This window comes from Streptomyces sp. NPDC057702, assembly GCF_042799315.1.
Taxonomy (GTDB): domain Bacteria; phylum Actinomycetota; class Actinomycetes; order Streptomycetales; family Streptomycetaceae; genus Streptomyces.
In genome coordinates this window covers 77,552-98,865 of the sequence record NZ_JBHVJC010000005.1, presented here as the reverse complement: position 1 = coordinate 98,865, position 21,314 = coordinate 77,552, and the positions used below count along the sequence as shown (strand labels likewise).

Annotated in this window: 14 protein-coding genes; 5 read left to right on the top strand and 9 right to left on the bottom strand. The window is 75.0% G+C overall.

Annotation, left to right across the window (positions count from 1 at the left end; translation table 11 throughout):
* Window positions 1–58 precede the first annotated feature (58 nt).
* On the top strand, window positions 59–1,219 hold the full coding sequence (locus ACFVFR_RS05050; RefSeq protein WP_383698223.1) for an MBL fold metallo-hydrolase: 1,161 nt from the start codon (window positions 59–61) through the stop codon (window positions 1,217–1,219).
* Window positions 1,220–1,639: 420 nt separating this feature from the next.
* On the opposite strand, the gene ACFVFR_RS05045 is transcribed toward ACFVFR_RS05050, so the two are convergent.
* Window positions 1,640–3,034, bottom strand: coding sequence for an FAD-dependent monooxygenase (locus ACFVFR_RS05045; RefSeq protein ID WP_383698221.1), 1,395 nt, complete (start codon window positions 3,032–3,034; stop codon window positions 1,640–1,642).
* Between the two features lie 271 nt (window positions 3,035–3,305).
* Between ACFVFR_RS05045 and ACFVFR_RS05040 the strand changes: the two genes are divergently transcribed.
* Window positions 3,306–3,728: a winged helix-turn-helix transcriptional regulator gene (locus tag ACFVFR_RS05040; protein WP_383698219.1), complete on the top strand. Its 423-nt coding sequence runs from the start codon at window positions 3,306–3,308 to the stop codon at window positions 3,726–3,728.
* Window positions 3,729–4,278: 550 nt separating this feature from the next.
* Here ACFVFR_RS05040 and ACFVFR_RS05035 read toward each other — a convergent pair.
* On the bottom strand, window positions 4,279–5,412 hold the full coding sequence (locus ACFVFR_RS05035; RefSeq protein ID WP_383698217.1) for a methyltransferase domain-containing protein: 1,134 nt from the start codon (window positions 5,410–5,412) through the stop codon (window positions 4,279–4,281).
* A 521-nt stretch (window positions 5,413–5,933) separates the two neighbouring features.
* Between ACFVFR_RS05035 and ACFVFR_RS05030 the strand changes: the two genes are divergently transcribed.
* Complete coding sequence (locus ACFVFR_RS05030) at window positions 5,934–7,121, top strand: aromatic acid exporter family protein (protein WP_383698215.1); 1,188 nt, start codon at window positions 5,934–5,936, stop codon at window positions 7,119–7,121.
* 250 nt (window positions 7,122–7,371) lie between these two features.
* Here ACFVFR_RS05030 and ACFVFR_RS05025 read toward each other — a convergent pair whose 3' ends face one another.
* Window positions 7,372–8,856, bottom strand: coding sequence for a PLP-dependent aminotransferase family protein (locus ACFVFR_RS05025; protein WP_383698213.1), 1,485 nt, complete (start codon window positions 8,854–8,856; stop codon window positions 7,372–7,374).
* 97 nt (window positions 8,857–8,953) lie between these two features.
* Here ACFVFR_RS05025 and ACFVFR_RS05020 point away from each other — a divergent pair, with 97 nt between their 5' ends.
* Entirely contained in the window at window positions 8,954–9,772 is an 819-nt protein-coding gene (locus ACFVFR_RS05020; RefSeq protein WP_383698211.1) for a YitT family protein, read from the top strand.
* 38 nt (window positions 9,773–9,810) lie between these two features.
* On the opposite strand, the gene ACFVFR_RS05015 is transcribed toward ACFVFR_RS05020, so the two are convergent.
* Window positions 9,811–10,755 carry an alpha/beta hydrolase family protein gene (locus tag ACFVFR_RS05015; RefSeq protein WP_383698209.1) on the bottom strand — a complete coding sequence of 315 codons (945 nt, stop codon included), beginning with the start codon at window positions 10,753–10,755 and terminating at the stop codon, window positions 9,811–9,813.
* A 348-nt stretch (window positions 10,756–11,103) separates the two neighbouring features.
* Between ACFVFR_RS05015 and ACFVFR_RS05010 the strand changes: the two genes are divergently transcribed.
* Complete coding sequence (locus ACFVFR_RS05010) at window positions 11,104–11,688, top strand: TetR/AcrR family transcriptional regulator (RefSeq protein ID WP_383698207.1); 585 nt, start codon at window positions 11,104–11,106, stop codon at window positions 11,686–11,688.
* Between the two features lie 42 nt (window positions 11,689–11,730).
* On the opposite strand, the gene ACFVFR_RS05005 is transcribed toward ACFVFR_RS05010, so the two are convergent.
* The 5 genes from ACFVFR_RS05005 to ACFVFR_RS04985 all read right to left on the bottom strand — a co-directional run bounded on the left by ACFVFR_RS05005 (window position 11,731) and on the right by ACFVFR_RS04985 (window position 21,204).
* A complete protein-coding gene (locus ACFVFR_RS05005; protein WP_383698205.1) occupies window positions 11,731–12,201 on the bottom strand; it encodes a GNAT family N-acetyltransferase in 471 nt (156 codons plus the stop codon).
* A 132-nt stretch (window positions 12,202–12,333) separates the two neighbouring features.
* Window positions 12,334–12,930, bottom strand: coding sequence for a hypothetical protein (locus ACFVFR_RS05000; protein WP_383698203.1), 597 nt, complete (start codon window positions 12,928–12,930; stop codon window positions 12,334–12,336).
* Window positions 12,931–13,020: 90 nt separating this feature from the next.
* Entirely contained in the window at window positions 13,021–16,080 is a 3,060-nt protein-coding gene (locus tag ACFVFR_RS04995; protein ID WP_383698201.1) for a glycoside hydrolase family 2 TIM barrel-domain containing protein, read from the bottom strand.
* A 274-nt stretch (window positions 16,081–16,354) separates the two neighbouring features.
* The gene (locus ACFVFR_RS04990) at window positions 16,355–19,609 is read right to left on the bottom strand and encodes an amidohydrolase family protein (protein ID WP_383698404.1); all 3,255 of its coding nucleotides are present in this window, start codon (window positions 19,607–19,609) and stop codon (window positions 16,355–16,357) included.
* Window positions 19,610–20,301: 692 nt separating this feature from the next.
* The gene (locus ACFVFR_RS04985) at window positions 20,302–21,204 is read right to left on the bottom strand and encodes a transketolase (RefSeq protein ID WP_383698199.1); all 903 of its coding nucleotides are present in this window, start codon (window positions 21,202–21,204) and stop codon (window positions 20,302–20,304) included.
* Window positions 21,205–21,314: the final 110 nt, after the last annotated feature.

Genomic DNA, 21,314 nt, shown 5'->3' with positions numbered 1-21,314 from the left:
GTCGCATAGGTTGGGAGGCGGCCTCGCCCGGCCCCACCGTCTCTTCCTAGGAGGTGCCTTGACCGGCCCCCACGACCGACGCAAGCCCATCACCGCGCTCCGACCGGCGGCCTTCGGGGCCGACCCGACGGGCGAGCGGCTGGCGCGCATGCGACGGTCACCGCAGTACGTCGACGGGCAGTTCCGCAACCCGCTGCCGACCCGCACCATGCTCCCGGGTTCCGCGAGTCGGCTGCTGCTCACCCAGCTCAGCAAGGTCGACCGGGCCCGTAGGGCACCTCGGGGCCACGTGCCGGTGCACCACCCGGTCGCGGCCGACTGGGCGAGGCCACCGGCCTCGGGACTGCGGCTCACCTGGATGGGGCACTCCAGCGTGCTGGCCGAGATCGACGGCCAACGGGTGCTCTTCGACCCGGTGTGGGGCCAGCGGGTCTCCCCCTTCCCGTTCGCCGGGCCGCGCCGCCTGCACCCGGTGCCACTGCCGCTGGTCGAACTGCCGCCGGTGGACGTCGTCGTCATCTCCCACGACCACTACGACCACCTCGACATGGAGACGGTCCGCACCCTGGCACGTACCGACACGGCCTTCGTGGTGCCCCTGGGCGTGGGCGCGGACCTGGAGCACTGGGGCGTGCCCGCCGCCCGGGTCACCGAACTGGACTGGCACGAGTCCGCGAAGGTCGCCGACCTGACGCTGACCGCGACCCCGGCCCGGCACTTCTGCGGGCGCGGCCTGCGCGGTGGGCAGCACACCCTGTGGGCCTCGTGGGTCGTGGCGGGCCCGCGCCACCGGGTCTTCCACAGCGGGGACACCGGGTACTTCGCCGGCTTCGCGGACATCGGCCGGCAGTACGGCCCGTTCGACGCGACGATGATCCAGGTGGGCGCCTACAGCGAGTTCTGGCCCGAGATCCATATGACCCCCGCCGAGGGGGTGCGTACCCATCGCGATCTCCAGGGCGGCACCGGTGGTGCGCTGTTGCCCATCCACTGGGGCACCTTCAACCTGGCTCCGCACCCGTGGGCCGAGCCGGCGGAGTGGATCAGGGACGTGGCCGAGGAGGAGGGCGTTTCCGTCGCGTTCCCCCGGCCCGGCGAGTCCTTCGAGCCGAGTGGGAAGTTGCCGGACACCCCCTGGTGGCGCGTGGCGTCCCGACCCGTCGAGCGCACGTGGCGACAGCCCAACGCCGGAGGAGATCTCCACCCAGGGGGTGAGTGACGGCCCCCGGCACCCCACTCGAAACAGGTAGCTCGCGTGTGGGACGGCCGGACGTGGAGGAGCGCGGGCGGGTGGTACGCGCTGGGGGCGGGCCTGCTCGGCCGGAGCCGCGTCGAGAGCTCCGTCCGCCGTCCATGACGGGCGAGGCGGCGTGGTTGACCGTTGGGGTGCGCACCGCTCGCCGATCCGACGGAGCCAACCCCGCCGCCGGTTCGGGGCGGGGGCGGGTGGGTGAGGGGATGGCGTGGGAGGAGGGCTCCGGGAGCTGGGCGAGCGGGCGGTTGATGAGTTCGCGGCGCCCTGATGACGACGGCCGTGGTGGTGGCCTCGGGAGATGCGGTCAGCAGGGCCGTGGGCGCGTCGCCCGTCGTGCGGGGGCGGGCCCCTGGGAGGGTTTACCCGGGGCCCGCCGTCCCCTTGTCAGGTCAGAGGTAGTTCCGCCAGGGCGTCCGTCAGCTGTTCGGCGGTGTCTCCGGCGGCCCACACGTGTCCGTCCGGGCGCATCAGCACGGCGGTTGTGGACCAGGGCAACTCGGTCTCGTACAGCCGGAGGTCCGCGTTCGCGGCCAGGTCCTTGAGCGCCGGGCTGGCTTCCTGGGCGAGCAGCACCGGGCGACCCTCGCGCAACAGGTGCAGTTGTTCGCGGGTGGCCGGCAGGCGCTGGCCTGCCAGGGGGTGGGTGCCCGGATAGCGTACGTCCAGCGCGGTCAGCGTGTTGGCCAGCGCGGTCGCCACGTCGGGGTGGGTGCGCAGCAGGTCCGCCATGAGGCGACGCAGGGACTGGCCCTCCTCGGTGGTGGCGGTGATCAGGGCGGTCTGGGCCTTGGTGTGTTCGCCCAGGGCCACACCGACGGGGTGGCGTTCCGCGTGGTAGGTGTCCAGCAGGGCCGCGTCCGCCTCACCTCGTCGCACCGCCGCCAGCTTCCACCCCAGGTTCATCGCGTCCTGGAGTCCCACGTTCAGTCCGACGCCGCCCGCCGGGAAGTGCATGTGCGCGGCGTCGCCCGCCAGAAACACCCGGCCCTTCCGGTACTCCGCAGCGAGCCGGGTGGCGTTGCCGAAGCGGGACAACCACACCGGGGAGTGCGGGCCGAAGTCCACCCCCGCGATGCGCCGCGCCGTCTCTCGCAGGGACTCCAGGGTGGTGGGAGCCGACGGCGCGTACCCGGTGACGCGGTAGCGCCCGCCGGGGATCGGGGCCACGATCAGCGCGCCGTGTTCGTTGTGCCAGAAGCTCGGCCGCTCTGGCGGGTCGGTCAGCTCGACGTCGCCGAGGAAGCCGAAGACGGTGGAGTCGGTGCCGGGGAAGGCGATGCCCGCCTCCCGGCGCACGGTGCTGCCCGCGCCGTCCGTCCCGACCACGTGGTCGGCGGTGATCTCGTACTCCCCGTCCGGCGCGCTGACCTGGAGCGTCACGCCCCGTTCGTCCTGGCTCAGCCCGGACACCTGGTGCCCGCGTCGGATCACCGCCCCGAGGGCCAGGGCGTGTTGTTCGAGCAGTTCCTCGGTGCGCAGCTGCGGGTGTGCGAGCACGAACGGGAAGGGTGTGGCCAGCCCGCGAAAGTCCAGGCGAGCGGGGAGCATGCCGAAGTGTCCGTCGGGCATGGTCAACCCACCGTCGAGGAAGGCCTGTTCCCGCCCGCGCATCGCCAGTACCTCGATCGTGCGCGGGTGTATCGCCAGCGCCTTCGAGTGCGGGCTGCGCCGCTCGGCCCGCTCCAGGACCAGCGGTCGCCCGCCGCCCAGGGCCAACTCCGCCGCGATCCACAGGCCGACCGGGCCCGCGCCGACCACGATGGTGTGATGCGCGTTCATGGTGATCACTCTCCGTTGAATCGAGGTGTGTGTGAGGTGTGTGGTGTGGGGTGACGCCGGCCGAGGCCGGGCGCGGGTGAGGCGGCCGGGGCGCGGTGGACGACTGCGCTGTCCCGCCGTTCGAGCAGGGGTGAGTGAACCGGTCGGAGAACCGGGGCCGCGCCGAGCGCGGAGGAGCCGCCGCCTGGCAGGTGCGACACGGGTGAGGTGGTCCGCCCCGTGGGCGTTACATACTGGTGGTGCGGTCGCACCCGGCTGAGAGGTAATCGAGATGGCGTCAGCGCGACAGATCAGCGGTCCGTGCCAGACATGGCCCAAGGACAGCGCCTTCATCCGGGAGGTGCTCGACCGTATCGGCGACAAGTGGACGATGTTGACCGTCAGCACCCTGAGCGGCGGCCCGCTGCGCTACTCCGACCTGCAGGCGAGCGTCCCGGGTATCTCCCAGCGGATGCTGACCCAGACGCTCAAGCACCTGGAGCGCGACGGCCTGCTCACCCGGACCGCGTACGCCGAGGTCCCGCCGCGAGTGGAGTACGAGCTGACGGACCTGGGTCGGTCACTGCTCAACGCGGTGACGGCGATGGCCAGTTGGGCCGTCGCCCATCACGGCGAGGTCGCCAGCAACCGGGCCGCCAGCGAGCTGACCGGAGTCGGCCGGGCCAGGGCCACGGTCAGCGCGCCAGCGGCCTGAGGTGTCGGGGGCGCCCATCGGTCCCTGGCGCGGGGTGCGTCGGGCACGGCAACCGCACGGTGAGCGTGGACCGATCCGTGTTCGGGCGCTGTGAAATCCCGCCCCCGACTCCGCCCCCGAACCCGAACGTAACCCGGAGCCCGGCCCCGACCCGGCGCCGTTCCGCCGTGGCGCCCGGGTCGGGTCGCCATCCCGGGGCGGCCCGCGCCGGGGTGGCGACCCGCGCCCCCGTGCACCGTGCCGTCCGCTCCACCATCTTCCTCACCTCACTAGTAGTGCGTAACGCCATCATGAGTGAGGCGGGGAGGGCTTACAAAAGGCACTTTCAGGTGCGTGGGCACCGCCCGACAGGCACGACAACGTCGCCCGCCACGAGGCTGTTTCCCCGGTTGAGGCCGTGGGGGTACGGGCACACGCGTGCGGCACCCGTGGGCGCGAGCCAGCAGGGGCGTGGCCGGTGGTGCCCGGCGACCGGAGGGGCCGGACAACCGGTGGGTGCCGGGCAGTCGGTGGGTGCCGGGCAGCCGGTGGGTGCCGGGCCGTCACCCCGTCAGGCGTCCGGCAGGGGCCAGGAGTACCCGCTGGGCGAGTCCAGCCACAGGGTGTGGTCGCCGGCCGGGCTCACGGTCAGGCCGTAGTGGCCGGGGGCCGGCCGGCCGTGGCTCACCCACCGGTTGATCAGTGGTTCGCGTTCGGCCCACAGGTCGCGGGGGCCGCCGTGATCGAGCCGGGCCGCGCGGACGTCGAGCAGGGTGATGCGGGCCCAGGACTCCGTCGCCGGGTCGTGGAGACAGTGCACCTGATGGCCGTCGGGATCGGTGAACGAGAAGCTCACCACGTCCGGTTGGACCAGGGAGCCCAGGAACCGCGGTCCCTCGCTGGCGAGGTTCGCCGTGACCTGGACGCTGCGGCGGTGGCCCCTGGCGGTGGCGAGCCGGCGCGTGAGCTGTCGCGCGGTGGCGGCGACGGCGTCGGGGGCGGCACGTGCCGCCGTGAACGCGCCGAGGTAGGGCCGGAAGCGGCCCGAGACGCTTCGGTCCTCGCCGACCACCAGCCGCGCGATACCCAGCCCGATGTTGACGACGATGACCCCGCCGGGGCGTAGTTGGGCACGCCACGCGGCGGTGACGCGCGCGATGCCGCAGGTGGCGAGGAGCCGGTCGTAGGGGGCGTGCGCGGGCAGTCCCTGCCGGCCGTCGCCGACCGCGACCGTCGGCGCGTAGCCCAGGTCGCGCAGTCGCCCGGCGGCGACCGTGACCAGGTCGGGGTCGATGTCGATGGAGAAGACGTTGACGTGGCCCAGTCGGTGGGTGAGCAGGGCGCAGTTGTAGCCGGTGCCGAGCCCGACCTCCAGGACTCTGTGGCCGGGCTCGACGTCCAGGTCCTCCAGCATGTGGGCCATGAGCCAGGGCTGCGTCGAGGAGCTGGTGGCGGTGCCCGAGGCGTCGAACTGGGTCAGGAGCGCGGCGTCCGAGTAGACCACCGGCAGCCAGGCCGGGTCGTTGGGCGTGTAGGAGTGCTTGTGACCGCCCGCGCCGACCGTGAACTGGTGGGGTACGAACCCCTCGCGCGGGACGTCGGCGAAGGCCGAACGCCACGCGTCGGAGCGCAGCGCGCCCTGCGAGGCGAGCCGCTCGGTCATCTGGTGCCGCAGCTCTGCGGACGAGGTCAGTTCGGTCTTCACGGGAGGCGTCCCTTCGAGGGTGAGCGGATGCCGGGGCGCTGACGCGCGGCGGGCACGGAGCGCGGCCGGGTGACCGGCGCGTGGGCGCGGGCCGGTGACCAACGCCCGCGCCCGTGCTAACGAGGCAGCCCGGCGCGGCGTGGCGCGGTTCGGCGCCGTTCCGCCGCCCGCGCGCCACCGCGCGCCTCCCCAGGCTCCGCCCGCCCCCGACGAGCGGCCCCACGCGAACCCGGGCCCCCGTGCTCGCGGCCTCGCCCCCGACTCCTCGCCCTCGCCCCCTCGCGAACCCGGGACCCGTCCCGCCCCGCGCTCGCGGGCCCACCTCGCCCGCGCGCCCGCGCGCTCACGGGCCCCGCGCCCAGGGCCGTGTCGGGAGTCCGTGCGGGGCCGGGTGCGAGCCCGTACGCGCGAGCTCCGGGCGCGACGGCGGCGGGCCCCGGTGGTCGGGGTGCCTACCGCCAGGCAGGTGGCAGGTGGGGCGGGTGGGTGTCGGAGGCGGTCAGGGGCGGGAAGGGCAGAAAGTGCCCGACGTGAAGGAGCCCGTAGCCGAACTCACCCGACGCAGCCGCCACCCCACCGTCGTGCAGGCGATGCGGTCCACCGCGGCGGCGACCATCGCCTACGTCGTCGCGCTCCAGATCAGCACCGAACCGGTGCCGCTCACCGCCCCGCTGACCGCTCTGCTCGTCGTGCAGGTCACCCTGTACGCCACGTTGACCACGGGCGTGCGGAGGGTCAACGCGGTGGTCTGCGGCGTGCTCATCGCCATCGCGTTCAGTTCCCTGGTGGGGCTGTCCTGGTGGAGCCTCGGCCTGATCATCCTGGCCTCGCTGGCCGCGGGACACCTCGTCAAGGTGCGGGAGTTCACCGTCGAGGTGGCGATCAGCGCCATGCTCGTCCTCGGTGTGACCCGGGTGGCCAACACGGCCTGGGACCGGGTGTTGGAGACGCTCATCGGGGCGTTGGTCGGGTTGCTGTTCAACTTCCTCTTCGCGCCGCCCGTCTGGGTGCAGACCGCGAGCGAGCACATCGAGGGCCTGGCCGGGCGGCTGCGGGAGCTGCTGCTGCACATGAGCGCCGGGCTGGGCGACCACACCCCCGTCGACCGCGCCGTCGCCCGTCTGTACGAGGCCCGCCGCCTGGACAACGACGTCGCCCGGGTGGACGCGGCCCTGCGGCAGGCCGAGGACAGCCTGCGCCTCAACCCACGGGTCAAGGAGGGGCTGTTGCACCGGGTGGTGCTGCGCACGGGCCTGGACACGTTGGAGATCTGCACCGTGGTCGTGCGGGTGCTGACCCGCACGCTCACCGACCTGGCCAGGCACCGGCGGAGCGAGCCGCTGTTCGCGCCGGAGGTGGCCGACGCGCTGGCGGACCTCCTGGGCCACGTCGCCCGCGCCGTCGAGAGCTTCGCGGTTCTGGTCACCACGCAGGTCAGCGCCGACGCACAGCAGGCCGAGGCGCGGCTGACGGAGGTGCTTGAGGTGGCGGCGGCCAGCCGGGACCGTGTCGCGCGGCTGCTGCTGGAGTCGGTGCGGGCCGACTCCCGGCAGTGGCACCTGCGCGGCGCGGTGCTCTCCGAGGTGGACCGGATGCTGGACGAGATGGACATGGAGCACCGCACCACCCGGCTCATGGAGGAGCTCGACCGCAACGCCCGCGAGGCCCACCGGCGCTTCCCGCGCCTGCGACGCCTCGTCCGGCTGTGAGCCCCGAGCGGTACGTCACACCCTCGCGCGACGCCGTCCGCCCTCACCCGCCGCCGACCCTGGCCGGTTCGCCCGCGCGACGGCGTACGCCACGTCACCAGGCCGCCCGCCTGACAGAGGCGGTCACACCCGCGCCACCCACCTCGGACCCGCCGCCACCGGCTCCACCAGCGCCCCGCCCACCTACCCCGCCGCCCCGCCGACCCCGCCGCCCAGGCCGGCACATCGCCCCGTCGGCCGAGGCGTACCGCTAGGCGATCCAGTGCGCCCGGCGACCCGCCGGTGTGGTGGGGAGGCCGTCGGCGAGGGTGGTGGCCATGCGCTGTACCGCCTCGCGCAGGGTGTCGGCCGGCATTGTGAAGGGGATGCGGAGCCGCTGTTCGAAGATGCCGGGGTCGGCCGCGAAGGCGGCGCCGCTCTCGACGCGTACGCCGTTCGCCAGCGCCCGCTCGGCCAGCGCCGAGGCGACCGGCTCGCCCAGGTCGACCCAGAGTGACAGGCCGCCGGGCGGCAGCCGCCAGGTCCACTGGGGCAGGCGCGTGGCCAGGGCGTCGGCCAGCGCCGCGCGCTGGTCGCGCATCCGCTCCAGCCGAGGCGGCAACAGCCGCTCGCCACGGGCCAACAGGGCGACGGCCAGGAGCTGGTCGAGCACCGAGCCGCCCATGTCGGTGGCCACGCGCTGCCCGGCCAGCTCGGTGACCAACCGAGCGGGCGCGCGGAGCCAGCCGATGCGCAGCCCGCCCCAGTGGGTCTTGCTCATCGAGCCGATGGTGACGACCTGACCGGTGCCGCCCGGCGCGGCGTGGGAGGCGAACGGCGCCGGCGTCGGCACGTCGAGGGCCAGCTCGGTCAGGGTCTCGTCGACGACCAGCCAGGTGCCGGCCCGCGCGGCGGCGCGCAGCACCCGGCCACGGTCGTCGTCGGGCATCAGATGGCCGGTCGGGTTGTGGAAGTCGGGGATGAGGTAGGCCAGTTGGGGCACCACCTGGCGCAGGGTCGACTCGATGATCTCGACGTCCCAGCCGCTGTCGGTCACCGGGACCGACACGGTGCGCAGCCGCGCGCGCCGCATGGCCTCCAGGGCGTTGGGATACGAGGGGTTCTCCACCGCGATCCGGTCGCCCGGCCCGCCCAGCAGGCCGAGGACGAGGCTGAGCGCGTGCTGGGCCCCGGAGGTGACCAGGATCTGCTCGGGCACGGTCGGCAGGCCCCGCGCGGTGAACCGGTCGGCGACGGCGGCGCGCAGTTCGGGCAGGCCGTACGGGTGGTAGCCGGGGGTGTGGGCGTGTTCCACCAGGTGGGGGGTGATCTCGGCGAGGGCGTCGGTCAGAGCCTGCTCGGGCAGTCCGCTGGCCGCCCTGGCCAGGTCGATCGCGGTGTCCTCGCCGCCCAGCAGCCGGCCCACCCCGCTGGTGGCCCGCCCGTCCGGCAGCGCGGTCCAGGTGCCGGAGCCCTGGCGACTGTGGGCGTACCCGCCCTCGCGCAGCAGGTCGTACACGGCGGTGATGGTGGTGCGGCTGGTGCGCAGCGCGGCGGCCAGCTCCCGTTCGGCGGGCAGTCTCACGTGCAGCGCGACGCGGCCGTCCAGGATCAGGGCGCTGATGGCGCGGGCCAGGTGCCGGTAGGCGGGGCGGGCCTGCGCGGGGTCGGGCAACATCGCGGCGAGTTGGCGACTTCCCACGGTCCGCTCCGTGCGGCCCGCCCCGCCGGAGGGAAACGCCTGCGCGCCAGCCATACCACTCTCCTCACATTGGCCATGTTTCCTGGGCCAATCACTCTACAGAGTTGCCGCCAATGGCCTTGAACGTACGAGACGCCGGAGGCAACCAGGCATGCGGCACGACACGACCGCCCCCTTCGCCCGCGCATCCGCCCACGAGCCGGACCCCCGCGCGCGGCCGGACCCCTGCGCGCGGGCGGACCCACTCCGCAGGGCCCCCGCGCCGGGCGCCGCTCCCACCCCGGCGCGCGCCTCCGTGGAAACGCCGGCGCCCGCGCGCCGGGCGGTCGGCCCGCCGCTGACCTACGTCCGCCTCGGCGAGCGCCCGCTGCGGCGGCTGTCGCAACTGTTCGCCGGGCTGGCCCTGTACGGCTTCAGCCTGGCGCTGATGGTTCGGGCGGCGCTAGGCGTCAACCCGTGGAGCGTGCTGTACGAGGGGTTGGCCCGGCACACCGCGCTGAGCTTCGGCGCCATCAGCGCGGCCCTGGGCGTGCTCGTACTGCTGCTGTGGATTCCGCTCCGGCAGCGCCCGACGTTCGGCACGGCGGCCAACGTCGTCGTCCTGGCCTGCTCGGCCGACCTCGGCCTGTGGCTGCTGCCCGCGCGTCTCGACCCACCCGGCCGGATCGCGTTCCTCGTCGCCGGCATCCTCCTCAACGGGCTGGCCGTCGCGGTCTACGTCGGCGCGCGCTGCGGGCCGGGGCCCCGGGACGGGCTGATGACCGGCGCCGCCGCCCTGACCGGGCGCTCCCTCCGGCTCGTCCGCACCCTGATCGAGATCGTCGTGCTGGCGGTGGGCTGGTCGCTGGGCGGCACCGTGGGGATCGGCACCATGGTCTACGCGCTCGGGGTCGGCACCGTCACCCAGTTCGCCCTGCCCCGGTGTGCCTACCGTGCCCACGCCGAACGCGCGGCGGCCCCGCACCGCTGACGAGGTGGTGGGCGGGGCGCGCCGTCACGTCCGGGGCCTCACCTGGACTCGATCCGCCCCAGGGGCGCGGCGTCGTGGGCCAGGGCCTCTCGCGTGGTGGCCCAGTCGGCGCTCTCGACGCCGAGCGCGTGGCGGAGGTAGGCCAGGGTGACGCGCTGGAGCAGGGCGAGGCGGTCGGGGTTCTCGTCCGTCGTCTCCCGTGCCTCGTAGCCGGCGATCCCCCCGAGCGAGTGCTCCGCCCCGAACAGGGTGAGCAGGCTCTTGGGGCCCGGGCTCAGGTGGTACGGATCGGTGAACCACTCCGGCCCCCGGGTGCTCAGGGGGGAGTCGTCCCGGTCGCCGGCGACCACGAGGGCCGGCGCGCGCAGGTGGGTGAAGTCCGGGTTCATGAAGGGGAAGTGCTCGGCGGCGTACGGGCTCAGGTCGGCTCCGCCCCGGCCGGCCGTGGCGAGCAGGACGCCCGCCGTGATCCGCGCGTCGGACAGGTCCTCGCCCTCGCCGCCCGCCGGGTCCAGGACGCGCTGGCCCAGCAGGACCCCCGCCGTCTGGCCGCCGAAGGAGTGGCCGGCCACGGCGACGCGAGCGCGGTCCAGACGGCCGGCGAGACCGGGCACGGCGGCTTCCAGCAGGTCGAGTTGGTCCAGCGCGCGGGTCAGGTCCTGGACGCGCAGCCGCCACAGGTGCGGGGTCCGGGGGTCGTCCTGGGCCAGTCCCACGGTGCGGGAGTCCAGGTGGGTGGGCTGTACCACCACGAAGCCGTGCGCGGCCCAGTGGTCGGCCAGGGGGCCGTAGCCCTCCAGCGACGAGCCGTGGCCGTGTGAGAGGAGCACGATCGGCAGTCTGTCCCCGGTCGCCGGCGCGGAGATCCGCACCTGGAGATCCGTGCCGCGACCAGGCGCCTCCAGCGTCACCGGTTTGACGGAGACCACGGGGGCGGCAGTGGCGTGGGTGGTGTCGGGGGTGACCTGTTCTGATACGGACATGCGGAACTCTTCCTCTCGACGTCGTGCTGGTCGATCGCGGCGTGGGCGTGGCGGGGCAGGCCCGACGCCGGGCCGTCCGGTCGGCGGGGTGCCGTGGCGGTCGGCGCGGGACGGGGCGCGTGCCGGGTCGGTGGCCGCGGCGCCGGCGAGCCCCGTGCGGGGGCTTGGCCGAGGGCCGGGGCGGGTGCCGACGCCTCTCGCGTGCGGGTGGATGGCCGTGCGCGCACGACGTACCGGTTCCGCCATCTGTCATGATGAGGAAACGGGACGTCGTCCCGAAACGAATATACGGGACGCTGTCCCGTTTCGTAAGCGGGGGCGTGCCCCGACGACGAAGGAGACGGTGCGGTGAGTGGCGGCGACGTGCGGACGAACGGTGCGCCCCGCGTGAAGCGGGCGGACGCTCGACGCAACGCGGAGGTCCTGCTGCGGGCGGCTGCCGAGGCGTTCGTCGCCTCGGGTGTGGAGGTGCCGATCCGTGACATCGCGGCCAGGGCCGGCGTCGGCACGGCCACCATCTACCGGCACTTCCCCACCCGGGCGGACCTGATCGTCGCCGTCTACCGGCACCAGGTCGACGCGCTCGCCGAGGTCGGCCCCACCCTGCTGGAGACCACCGGGACGCCGTACGCCGCGCTGGCGCGCTGGATCGACCAGTTCGTCGACTTCGTGGCCACCAAGCAGGGCCTGGCCACCGTGCTCCAGTCCGACGACCCCTGCTTCGACCCGCTGCACGCCTACTTCCTGGAACGGCTCGTCCCCGCCTGCGCGGACCTGCTGGCCGCCGCGACCGAGGCCGGCGAGGTCCGCACCGACCTGGACGCCTACGCGCTCATGCGGGGCGTGGGCGGCCTGTGCGCGGGCGCCGGCACCAACCCCCGCTACGACGCCCGCCAACTGGTCCACGTCCTGGTCGCGGGGTTGCGGAAGTAGCGCGGCGGTCACGCGCCGCCGTCGACGGGAAGCGCCCCGGGCTCAGTCGAGTCTCTTGCGCATCTTCAGCGAGGTCGTCTCGTAACCGAGCGACTCGTACAGGCCACGCGCGCCCGTGTTGAACCCGAAGACGTTGAGACCCAGGGTGTGCGCACCCTGGGACCGCGCGTACTCCTCGCCGAGAACCATGGCCGCCCGCCCGAGGCCGCGACCGCGCTGGTCGGCGTCGATCGCGATGTCCCACACCCACCAGGCGCCGTCGTCATCGCCGGTGTGCGGCCCGATCCAGAGGTAACCGACGACCGCCCCGGCGTCGTCGAGCACGTCGAAGACCCGGTGCCCCGGGGTGGGCTTCCCGGCTGGGAAGGAGTGGGCCATCGCCTCCTCCGCCTGGCGGCGGGCGTCCGTGGGTGACTGTCCCAGCGTGACCAGATCCCCGGCGTACTCGGCGCGACAGCGGTCGAGCCAGGCGGCGAAGTGCTGGGCGCCCAGGGGGCGGAGGGTCGCGGGCATCACCCCACCCTGCCACACGAGACACACCCCCGGCGCGGCTCCCCTCCCGGCGCGCGCGGAATGAACGCCGCCCGGCGCGGCGGGGGCCGCGCGGTGGACGGACCGGGCCCCGAGTGGGTCGGGGTCCGGTGGCTAGCGCAGGATGCCCACGAACGCGTCGCCGCCCGCGGCGCAGGCGGCGGTGGCCGAACAGCACCGCTCCCAGCCGGTGGGGGTGGCCTGCAGGGTGAGTCGGGACCAGCGGGTGGCTGGTGCGGGGTGGCTGTGGAGCCACAGTCCCAGGGAGTCCACGCTGAGCTCGGTGGGTGTGTGGCGGGTGGCGGCGGGGAGTACGGACAGGGTGTCGTGGGTGGGGTGGGCGAACAGGTCGACGCCGTCCCACACCACCGGGGTGGTGCTCGGGGTGGGACCTTGGGGAGCGAGATCGAGGTCGACGCGGGTGAGCTGGTCCGTGCGACCGGGGCCACCTCCCGCGACGGTCAGTACCACCTCGCCGTAGGTGGCGACGGTGTTCCAGGCGGGGTCGTGGAGCAGCCGGGAGAGCCACGCGTCGTGGGCGTGCCGGAGTTCCCGGTACTCGGCGCGGGTCAGCGTCATGCACTGCCGGTTGTGGTGGACGCGGGGCGCCCCGGACAGCACCGACCGGGCCTCCTCGGCCGACATGCCGAACCGGAGGGTGCCCGCCCCGTCCGGCAGGGCCACCCCGGTCCCCGGGAGCAACTCCAACATCGCCCCATTGTGGCCCGCCCACCCGTCGCCCCGGCTCGCGGGTGGGCGCTGGCCGGGGCGCGGGCGCGGGTCGCCCGCCGGGGCCCGCCGCTACGTGGGCGGGGACGTGGGGCCGCCGGCCGCGAAGGTGAGGGAGAACGTCGCCGGGCCGGCGTCGAGTCGGTGCGCGGGGAGCACGCCGGGGCCGCAAGACTGGGTGCCGATGCCGTGCTGGCGGTGGTCCAGGTTCAGCCAGATCCGGTCGCCGGGCACCAGGTCGGGGGTGTGCGTCGCCGCGTCCAACTCCTCGCTGGTCCAGCGGCGCGCGGTGAACCAGAACGGTGGCTCCCCAGCCACTCGCAGCCACCCGCCGTCCGCCCCGCGCAGCCGGGCCCAGCGCACGTCGGCCCGCGCCCCGTTCTCCTGGGGCCGCACGTACGGCGTCTGCAGGGCGTCCACCGACCGGGCGTACCGGCCCAGCCGCGAGGCGGCCCCGGTGTCCGGGTACGCCTCGCCCGGCCCGCCGCCGTACCACTCAACCTCACCCAGGCCCGCGCTCACCCCGAGGCGTACGCCCAGGCGCGGCAGCGGGAAGTCCCAGTCGCCCTCGGGGATCACACTGACGCTCAGCCGCAGCCGGGCCCCGGTGGCGGTCCAGTGGTAGACGACGGACAGCGCCCGGTCGGTGGCGGCGGGCGCCACCCGCGACTCGACCGTCAGCGCCCCCTCCTCGGCCCGGACCCGGTCGGTGCGGTGCCGCATCCGGTGCAGCCCGGCCCGCCGCCACACCGTTCCGTAGCGGGTGTCGGGCTGCCAGGGGGCGCCCTCGTCGTTGTCGGTCGGCGCCCGCCAGACATCCAGCCGCGGGCCCACCACCGGCTGGCCACCCAGGACGCGCAGCGCGCCGGTCGCCGCGTCGAAGACTCCGGGCCCCAGGACGAGGGTGCGCCCGTCGTCGCCGGGCCGGGGCGAGGCGACGGCACCCGGCCGTGCGGCCTTGGCGGGTGGCACCGCCGCGCCGGCCGCGTCCGCCAACCACTGCCCCCAGGCCACCTCGTGGCCGGCCGCGGCCCAGGGGGTGTCGGCGGCCAACTCGGCGCGCACCGTCCACACCGCCTCCCCGGTCGGCTCCGCCGGGCGCTCCACCAGTGGCAACTTCACGTCGGCCGACTCGCCGGGAGCCAACGGCGGCACGGCGAGTTCGCCCCGCGCCACGGCTTCGCCCGCCACCTCGTACGACCAGCGGAAGACCAGGTGGGCCAGGTCCACGACGTCGTGCAGGTTGCTGATCCGGACGCCGGAGGCCGGCCCCGCCGCCGCGTCGCCCGCGTACGGGCCGTCCACGGGCTCGATCCGGACGGGCTCGATCACCTTCTTGTACTCGACCAGCCCGGGCGAGGGGGTGCGGTCGGGGAAGAGCAGGCCGTCGCAGACGAAGTTGCCGTCGTGCAACTCCTCGCCGAAGTCACCGCCGTACGCGAAGTAGGGGGTGCCGTCGGGGGCGCGGCGGGCGATGCCGTGGTCGATCCACTCCCAGACGAAGCCGCCCTGGCAGCGCTCGTACCGCTCGAACAGCCGCTGGTACTCGCTGAGCCCGCCCGGCCCGTTGCCCATCGCGTGCGCGTACTCGCACAGGATGAACGGCAGCGACCGGCGACGCGCGTCCAGCGCGGGGTCCGCGAGGGCCGGTTCGGCGCGCCGCCCGATCGCCTCGACCTCCGCGTGCGGGGCGTACATCCGGGAGTAGACGTCGGTGTCCGCGCAGGTCGGGTCGCCCTCGTAGTGCAGTGGGCGGTCCGGGTCGCGCTCGCGGACGGCGGCGGCCATCGCGGACAGGCCGGCGCCCGTGCCGCACTCGTTGCCCAGCGACCACATGATGACCGCCGGATGGTTCTTGTCCCGCTCCACCGTGCGCGCCGCGCGGTCAAGGAGCGCGGGCGTCCAGCGCTCGTCGTCCACGGGGTTGCGGCGCCAGCCCACGGCGTGGAAGCCGTGTGTCTCCAGGTCGCACTCGTCCACCACCCACAGGCCCAGCTCGTCGCACAGGTCGAGGAAGGCGGGGTGGGGCGGGTAGTGACTGGTCCGCACGGCGTTGATGTTGTGGCGCTTCATCAGGAGCACGTCGCGCCGCATCGTCTCCCGGTCGAGCGTGCGGCCGGTCTCCGGGTGGAACTCGTGCCGGTTCACGCCACGGAACAGCACCCGCTGCCCGTTGACCTTCAACAGCCCGTCCTCGACCGCGACGGTGCGAAAGCCGATCCGCAGCGGCACCCGCTCCCCGTCGGTGACCAGCTCGCCCGCGTACAACCGGGGCGCCTCCGCCGACCACGGCTCGACGGGGACGCTCGCACTCTGCCCGGTGGCCAGGTCCAGGCCCAGCTCGGGCACGGTGACCCGGCCGGCGGGCGTGCTGTCCACGCGCAGCGTGCCCCGCCCCTGGCGGTGGTCGTAGGCGGCGTGCACGAAGTGGTCGCCGACGCTGGCCGGCGGCCGGTGCTCCAGCGTCACCTCGCGGAAGATGCCCGGCAGCCACCACTGGTCCTGGTCCTCCAGATAGCTGCCCGCCGACCACTGGTGGACCCGCACGGCCAGCACGTTGCCCCGGTCCCGCAACCCCGGACCGGCCTCGGCCCGCTCGGCGGCGTCGGCCCCGCCCGTGGTGGTCGGCGCGCCCACGGCGAACTCGTGCGGCAGCCGGCTGCCCTGGAAGGTGCCCAGCTCCCGGCCGTTGAGCCAGACGCGGGCGAAGGACTCCACGCCCTCGAAACGCAGCACGGCCCCGCCCGCCCGGGGCCAGTCGGCCGGCAGGTCGAAGACCAGGCGGTGGTCGCCGGTGGGGTTGTCCTCGGCGGGCACCCGGGGCGGGTCCACCGGGAAGGGGTAGCCGGTGTTGGTGTAGACGGGGGGCGTGCTGGGCCCCGCCTGACGGCCCGTGTGCAGCCCCCAGTGCGAGGGCACGGGCAGCTCCTGCCAGCCGGAGGCGTCGTAGTCCGGTCGGGCGAACTCCGTGCCCCGGGTCGTCGCCCCGGGAGAGAGGCGGAAGCGCCAGGTCCCGCCGAGATCCAGGCGCCTGGCGTCGGAGGCGGGGGAGTGGGCCCGGGGTGGCAGGACGCCGTGGCCGGGCGAGACGTCCTCGTAGTAGGGGCGCGGAGTCGCTTCGGAGTGGCTCATCCTTCTCCTCACGGGGCTGCCGGACTCAATCATGGCTCCTTACCACGCCCCGGTGGCGACAAGGTGGCGGATCGGTGGACCGCCGGTGCGTGCGGGGGCGGCGCACGGAGCCGCGCCACCCCCGCGCGGGACCCACCCGCTTCGGCCAGGCGCACCCCGTACGCCGAGGTCAAAGGCCCGGTCGCCCGGTTCGCCCGGCCCGCCGCGCGGGTCCCCGACCACGGCGCGGCGGGCGGGCCGCGCCGGCGGCCGGGGACACGCGCGGGTCACCCGATCAGCCCTCGCCGCCCTCGCAGCAGGAGTCCCGACGCAACCACTGCCCGACCTCCAGCCAGCTGCCGTGGGCGGCGTCGGCTCCGGCGTGCGCCCCGGCCCCGGCCGCGTGCCGGTGGCCTGGCGCCGTGGCGGGGCGCGAGGGCAGCGCGTCGCCCGAGGGGAACGCCTCGACCAGGTCGCGCGTGGTGTACCGGGTGCCGCCCCGTAGCACCGACACCACTCGGACCAGCGAGTCGAAGTCCGTGAACGGGTCGCCGTCCACCACCGCCAGATCCGCGAGCTTGCCCGGCTCCAGCGTGCCCAGATCGCGCTCGGCGCCGAAGACCCGGGCGGCCAGCGACGTCGCGGTACGCAGCGCCTGAGCCGGTGTCAACCCGCCCTGGTGCAGCGCGCGCAGCCCCATGTGCAGCCCGAGCCCCACCGGCACCAGCGGCGCGTCGGTGCCCAGGGCCACGAGCCCGCCCTCGGCGAGCACCCGCCGGTACACGTCGATCTCCGTACGCAACGCCGTGAGCTGCGCCTGCGTCGGCGGCTTCGCCGCCAGCTCACGCACCGCGGCGGTGTCCCACGGCGGCATCAGCCGCGTCACCCGCTCGTCCTCGGCCAGCGCCGGATCGGCGCCCACCAGCGGCGAGGAGGTGAACGGCGTGGCCACCAGGTGGAAGTCGCCGCTGGCGGTGTAGATCTCCCGCAGGTCCTGGTAGGCGTGCCCGGTGGCCGACGTGGCGTGCCCGAACTCCAGCCGCTGGGTGGCCTGGAGATGCGTCGTCAGGTCCTGTCCGAGCTGCACGCCGGGCGTGCACAGGTGGCCGCCCGAGCGCACCCCGAGCCGCTCGTGCGCGAAGCGGGCCGCCTCGGCCATGATCCAGCCCGGCGCGCGGACGTACGTCTTGACGAAGTCCCAGTCCAGCGCCTCGGCCCGGGCCAGCGAACGGCGCAGCCCGGCGGGGGTGCGGTGCGCGCGGCCCATGCTGTACGCCACGCGCGCGCCGTCCAGCAGCTCGCCGGTGGCCAACAGGCGCGGCCCGGCGAGCACCCCGGCCGCGACCGCCTCGCGGACGCGCAGCTGCTCGTAGGCGAAGCCGCCGAAGGAGACGGCGGTGGTGATGCCGTACGCGAGTTGCGAGGCGGGCTGCCGGCCGCCGTAGGTCACGTGCCAGGGGTGGGTGTGCGCGTCCCACAGGCCCGGGATGACGGTGTGCGCGGAGGCGTCCACCCGCCGGGCGGCGGCCCGGCCGGCGCGGTGCGGCTCGATGCCGGTGATCCGCCCGCCGCGTACCAGCAGGTCCACGTCCTCGCGCGGTCGCTCGCCGGTGCCGTCCCACACCTGACCCGCGTGCACCACCAGGTCCTCGGGCCGGCGGCGCCGGTAGTCCAGTGGCAGGCGCACGGTGCGTGGCGTACCGCCCTTGGCGGAGATCAGTCGCAGTTTGCCCGACGAGAGGTAGAGCAGCGTGCGCGAGTCCCCGGACCAGGAGGGGTGGTCCGCGTTCTCCTCGGTGAGCTGGCGCGGGTCGCCGTCGGGCGTGCCGTCCGGCCGGACCGGCAGCGACCACAGCGCGGACTCGGTGACCACGGCCATCGACCGGCCGTCGGGGGACCAGACCGGGCCCGAGTCGTACCGGTCGGCGATGGACACATGGGGCGCGATGGCGTGCAGCCGCACCCGGCCGCTGTCGGTGTCGACCACGCGGACGAGGTTGTAGCCCTCGCGGAAGCGCTGGTTGAGCCGGTTGCGGTCGCACCAGGCGAGGTAGCGGCCGTCGGGCGACCAGCTCGGCCGGCCGGGCAGGCCGCCCGCGCCCAGCGGCGCCGCCACCACCCGGTCCGTGCCCGCCGCCAGGTCCCGTACCACCAGGTTCCCCGACATGTCGATACTGGCCAGCCGCTTGCCGTCGGGCGACAGCGCCGGCTGCACCCGGCCACCGGAGGCCAACACCGTCTCCCGGCCGGAGCCCAGCTCGCGCCGGCGCACCGCGAACAACCCGTCCCGGTCGTCGGCGTAGACCAGGGCGCTCCCGTCCCGCGTCCAGGTCGGGGCCAGCAGATAGCGGGTGGGGTCGGTGCGGACGACGCGGCGCGGGGGTCGGCCGCCCTCGATGTCGGCCACCCACAGCGAGTCCAGCGCGGCGAAGGCCACCCGCCGCCCGTCCGGTGAGAGCGCGGGCAGATGCACGCCGCGCACCGGGCGTACGCCGGCGCCGTCGAAGTCGTAGCGCTTGACCCGGTAGCGGGGCCGCTGGACGGGCAGCGTGGCCGTGAACGCGATGACCTCCGCCGCCCCCGCCCGACCCCCGGCGCCGTCGCTGTCGGCGTCGTCGGCGGCGACCCGCGCCGGGCGTACGAGCTGGAACTGGCCGTCCACCGTGAGCAGCAGCTCCTCGCGGGAGACCCAGCGCGGCGGCACCGGCAGCACGTCGCCGCCCAGGTCCACCGGGTGGCCGTCCACGACGAGCACGCAGGAGGCGGCGGGCGCGGGGGTGGTCCGCAGATAGGCGAGGGTGCCCTGGGGTGCGAGCGTCGGCGTCATCACCTGCGCTGTGCTGGTGTCGGTGTGCTCGACGGTGACCGGGCCGGTGCCGTCGGCGGGTACCGAGGCGATGGTGCGGGCGTCGAGCGCGGCGCCCGCGAGTCTGGCGCGGACGAAGAACACCCGCGTGCCGTCGGGCGACCACACCGGGTCGAAGTCCTCCCACGCGCCGTCCTGGTGGGGCCCGTCCTGGCCCGGCAGGCCGGTGAGTCGGGTCAGTTGGCGTGTCCGCACGTCGAGCACCCACACGCGATACGGGCTGCCCTGGACGGGGTCGCCGTCGCGCTCGGAGGCGAACGCGATCCGGGTGCCGTCCGGGGACCACGCCGGGCCACGGTCGTCCCACGGCCCGTCGGTGAGCTGGCGCAGGCCGGTGCCGTCGGGGCGCAGCGTCCACAGGTGGAACCCACCGCCCCGGTAGGCACAGACGGCCAGCGTCTTCCCGTCGGGTGAGAACACCGGGCGGGTGGGTTCGAGGTCGGGCGTGGTCAGCGCGGTGGCCTTGCCGCCCGCGCGGGGGATGGACCACAGGATGTTCTGCACCTCGGCCACGAGTCGGTCGCCGCCCGGGGCCAGGGTCGCGGACCCGTTCGTCGCGGCGGTGAGGGACAGCGTGGCGCCGCGCGGCGTGGCCGCCGCGGCCGGTTCGGGCACCAGGCCGACGGCCCCGCCCGCCACGGCGACGGTGCCCGCCGCGGCCTGCAGGAAGGTCCGCCGCGACAGCGGCGAGCGCGGGGCGGCCGGGTCGCCGGCGGCCGGCGCGGCCGGCTCCGGGAGGGTCGGCCCGGCCGGTTCGGCTGGGGGCGGTGCGGTCGGAGTGGTGAGGGCGGCGGCGTCCGATGGCGCGGCGTCCGTGGTGGGGGTGGCGCCGGGGGCGTCGGTGGGGCCGTGCGGGGTCGTGGTTGGGGCGGTGGTGTCCAACGATCCTCCTGAGACACGGGGGTGGCGCGGGGTGGGAGCGGAGACCGGGGGTGCTAGATCGTGACACGGGCGACGGTCGGGAGGTCAACACCCCGGCGCGGGTTCGTATTTCACTCCGCGACACCGTCATCGCAGGCCCGGGCCGTCACCCGCCCGCCGTACGGGGGCCGTTGGGCCCGCCGCACGGTGCCGTGCCACGCGTGATCCGTCATCAGCCCGTCACGCGCCCGTCACGCGCGAGTGTGCCCCCGCGCGCGCCCGGCGTGCCCCCACCCCGAACGGCCCCCCGGCCCCGCCCACCACTCACCGCCTGCCTGCCACGCGCTCGCTGCCTCGCCGGGGCACCCGTTCGCCGGCCCGCCGACACGCCGGGCAGCCCCCGCCGCCCCCGACACCGCGCCCCCCGACACCGCCCCCCCCGCGCGCCATTCGCCTCGCCACGCCGCCCGTCCCACCGCGTCGGCGGGCTCACCTGGCACCGCGTCCGGTGGCGCTCACGTCGTGAGGAAGCCGGTGATACGGGCGCGCAGGCTGCCCGGGTCCAGGCCCTGGCCCGCCAGGTGCTCCTCGACGGTCCCGTACCGGCGCAGCTCACGGCGGCCCACGCCGAGCCCGAGGACCCGGTGCGGAACGTCGATCAGGGCCCGGCCCGCCGTGGCCGACGACGTACCCGCCAGGTAGGGCTCGACCAGGACCACGTCGGTCGTGTCGGTGGCGCCGACGGCCGCCCGCAGCGTGGCGGCCTCCAGGGGCCGCACCGTCGTCGCGTACAGCACCGTCACGTCCAGGCCCTCGACGGCGGCGAGCACGTTGTCCAGCATCGGACCGACGGCCACCACCACCCCGCGCCGTCCCCGGCGCACGGTGAACAGGCCGCTGCCGTCCACCGGACGCGGGGCCGTGTTGGCGTGCTCGGAGAGCCGCAGGTAGACCCGGTCGTCGCCGGCGGCCGCCGCGTGCCGCAGCAGGGTCTCGGCCTCGTCGGGGTGGCCCGGTACGTGGATGGTCCAGCCGTCCAGCGTGTCCAGCAGGGCGATGTCACCCGGTGCCATGTGGGTGAACCCGCCGGCCGGCCAGTCGTACGAGCCGGCGGCGCTGACCAGCACGCCGCCCGTCTCCTGATGCCCGAAGTCCAACTTGATCTGCTCGAAGGGGCGTTCCACCAGGAAGCTGGCGAAGCTGTGCATGATCGGGCGCATCCCGGTCAGAGCCAGCCCACCCCCGGTGCCGATCAGCAACTGCTCGCGGATGCCCACGTTGATCACCCGGTCGGGGTGGGCGCGGGCGGCGTCCGTGAACCGGTCCGCGCTGATCTCGGCCAGCACGACCGCCAGCCGGGGGTCCTCGTCGAGCAGGCGGGTGGTGACGGCGGTGAAGCGCTCACGCATGGTGTCCATGGGAGGGGTCCTTCCGATCAGGGGTGTGCGGTGCCGAGGGGGCCGCGCCCGGCGGCCGAGGCGGGCCGGGTGCGGGCTGTGGGGTGCGGCGCCGTCGCCGCTGGGGAGCG

Excerpts from the sequence above, each read along its gene's own strand:
- ACFVFR_RS05045 (WP_383698221.1), bottom strand. The coding sequence starts at position 3,034 with ATGAACGCGCATCACACCATCGTGGTCGGCGCGGGCCCGGTCGGCCTG.
- ACFVFR_RS05040 (WP_383698219.1), top strand. The coding sequence starts at position 3,306 with ATGGCGTCAGCGCGACAGATCAGCGGTCCGTGCCAGACATGGCCCAAG.
- ACFVFR_RS05025 (WP_383698213.1), bottom strand. The coding sequence starts at position 8,856 with ATGGCTGGCGCGCAGGCGTTTCCCTCCGGCGGGGCGGGCCGCACGGAG.
- ACFVFR_RS05020 (WP_383698211.1), top strand. The coding sequence starts at position 8,954 with ATGCGGCACGACACGACCGCCCCCTTCGCCCGCGCATCCGCCCACGAG.
- ACFVFR_RS05015 (WP_383698209.1), bottom strand. The coding sequence starts at position 10,755 with ATGTCCGTATCAGAACAGGTCACCCCCGACACCACCCACGCCACTGCC.
- ACFVFR_RS05005 (WP_383698205.1), bottom strand. The coding sequence starts at position 12,201 with ATGCCCGCGACCCTCCGCCCCCTGGGCGCCCAGCACTTCGCCGCCTGG.
- ACFVFR_RS05000 (WP_383698203.1), bottom strand. The coding sequence starts at position 12,930 with ATGTTGGAGTTGCTCCCGGGGACCGGGGTGGCCCTGCCGGACGGGGCG.
- ACFVFR_RS04995 (WP_383698201.1), bottom strand. The coding sequence starts at position 16,080 with ATGAGCCACTCCGAAGCGACTCCGCGCCCCTACTACGAGGACGTCTCG.
- ACFVFR_RS04985 (WP_383698199.1), bottom strand. The coding sequence starts at position 21,204 with ATGGACACCATGCGTGAGCGCTTCACCGCCGTCACCACCCGCCTGCTC.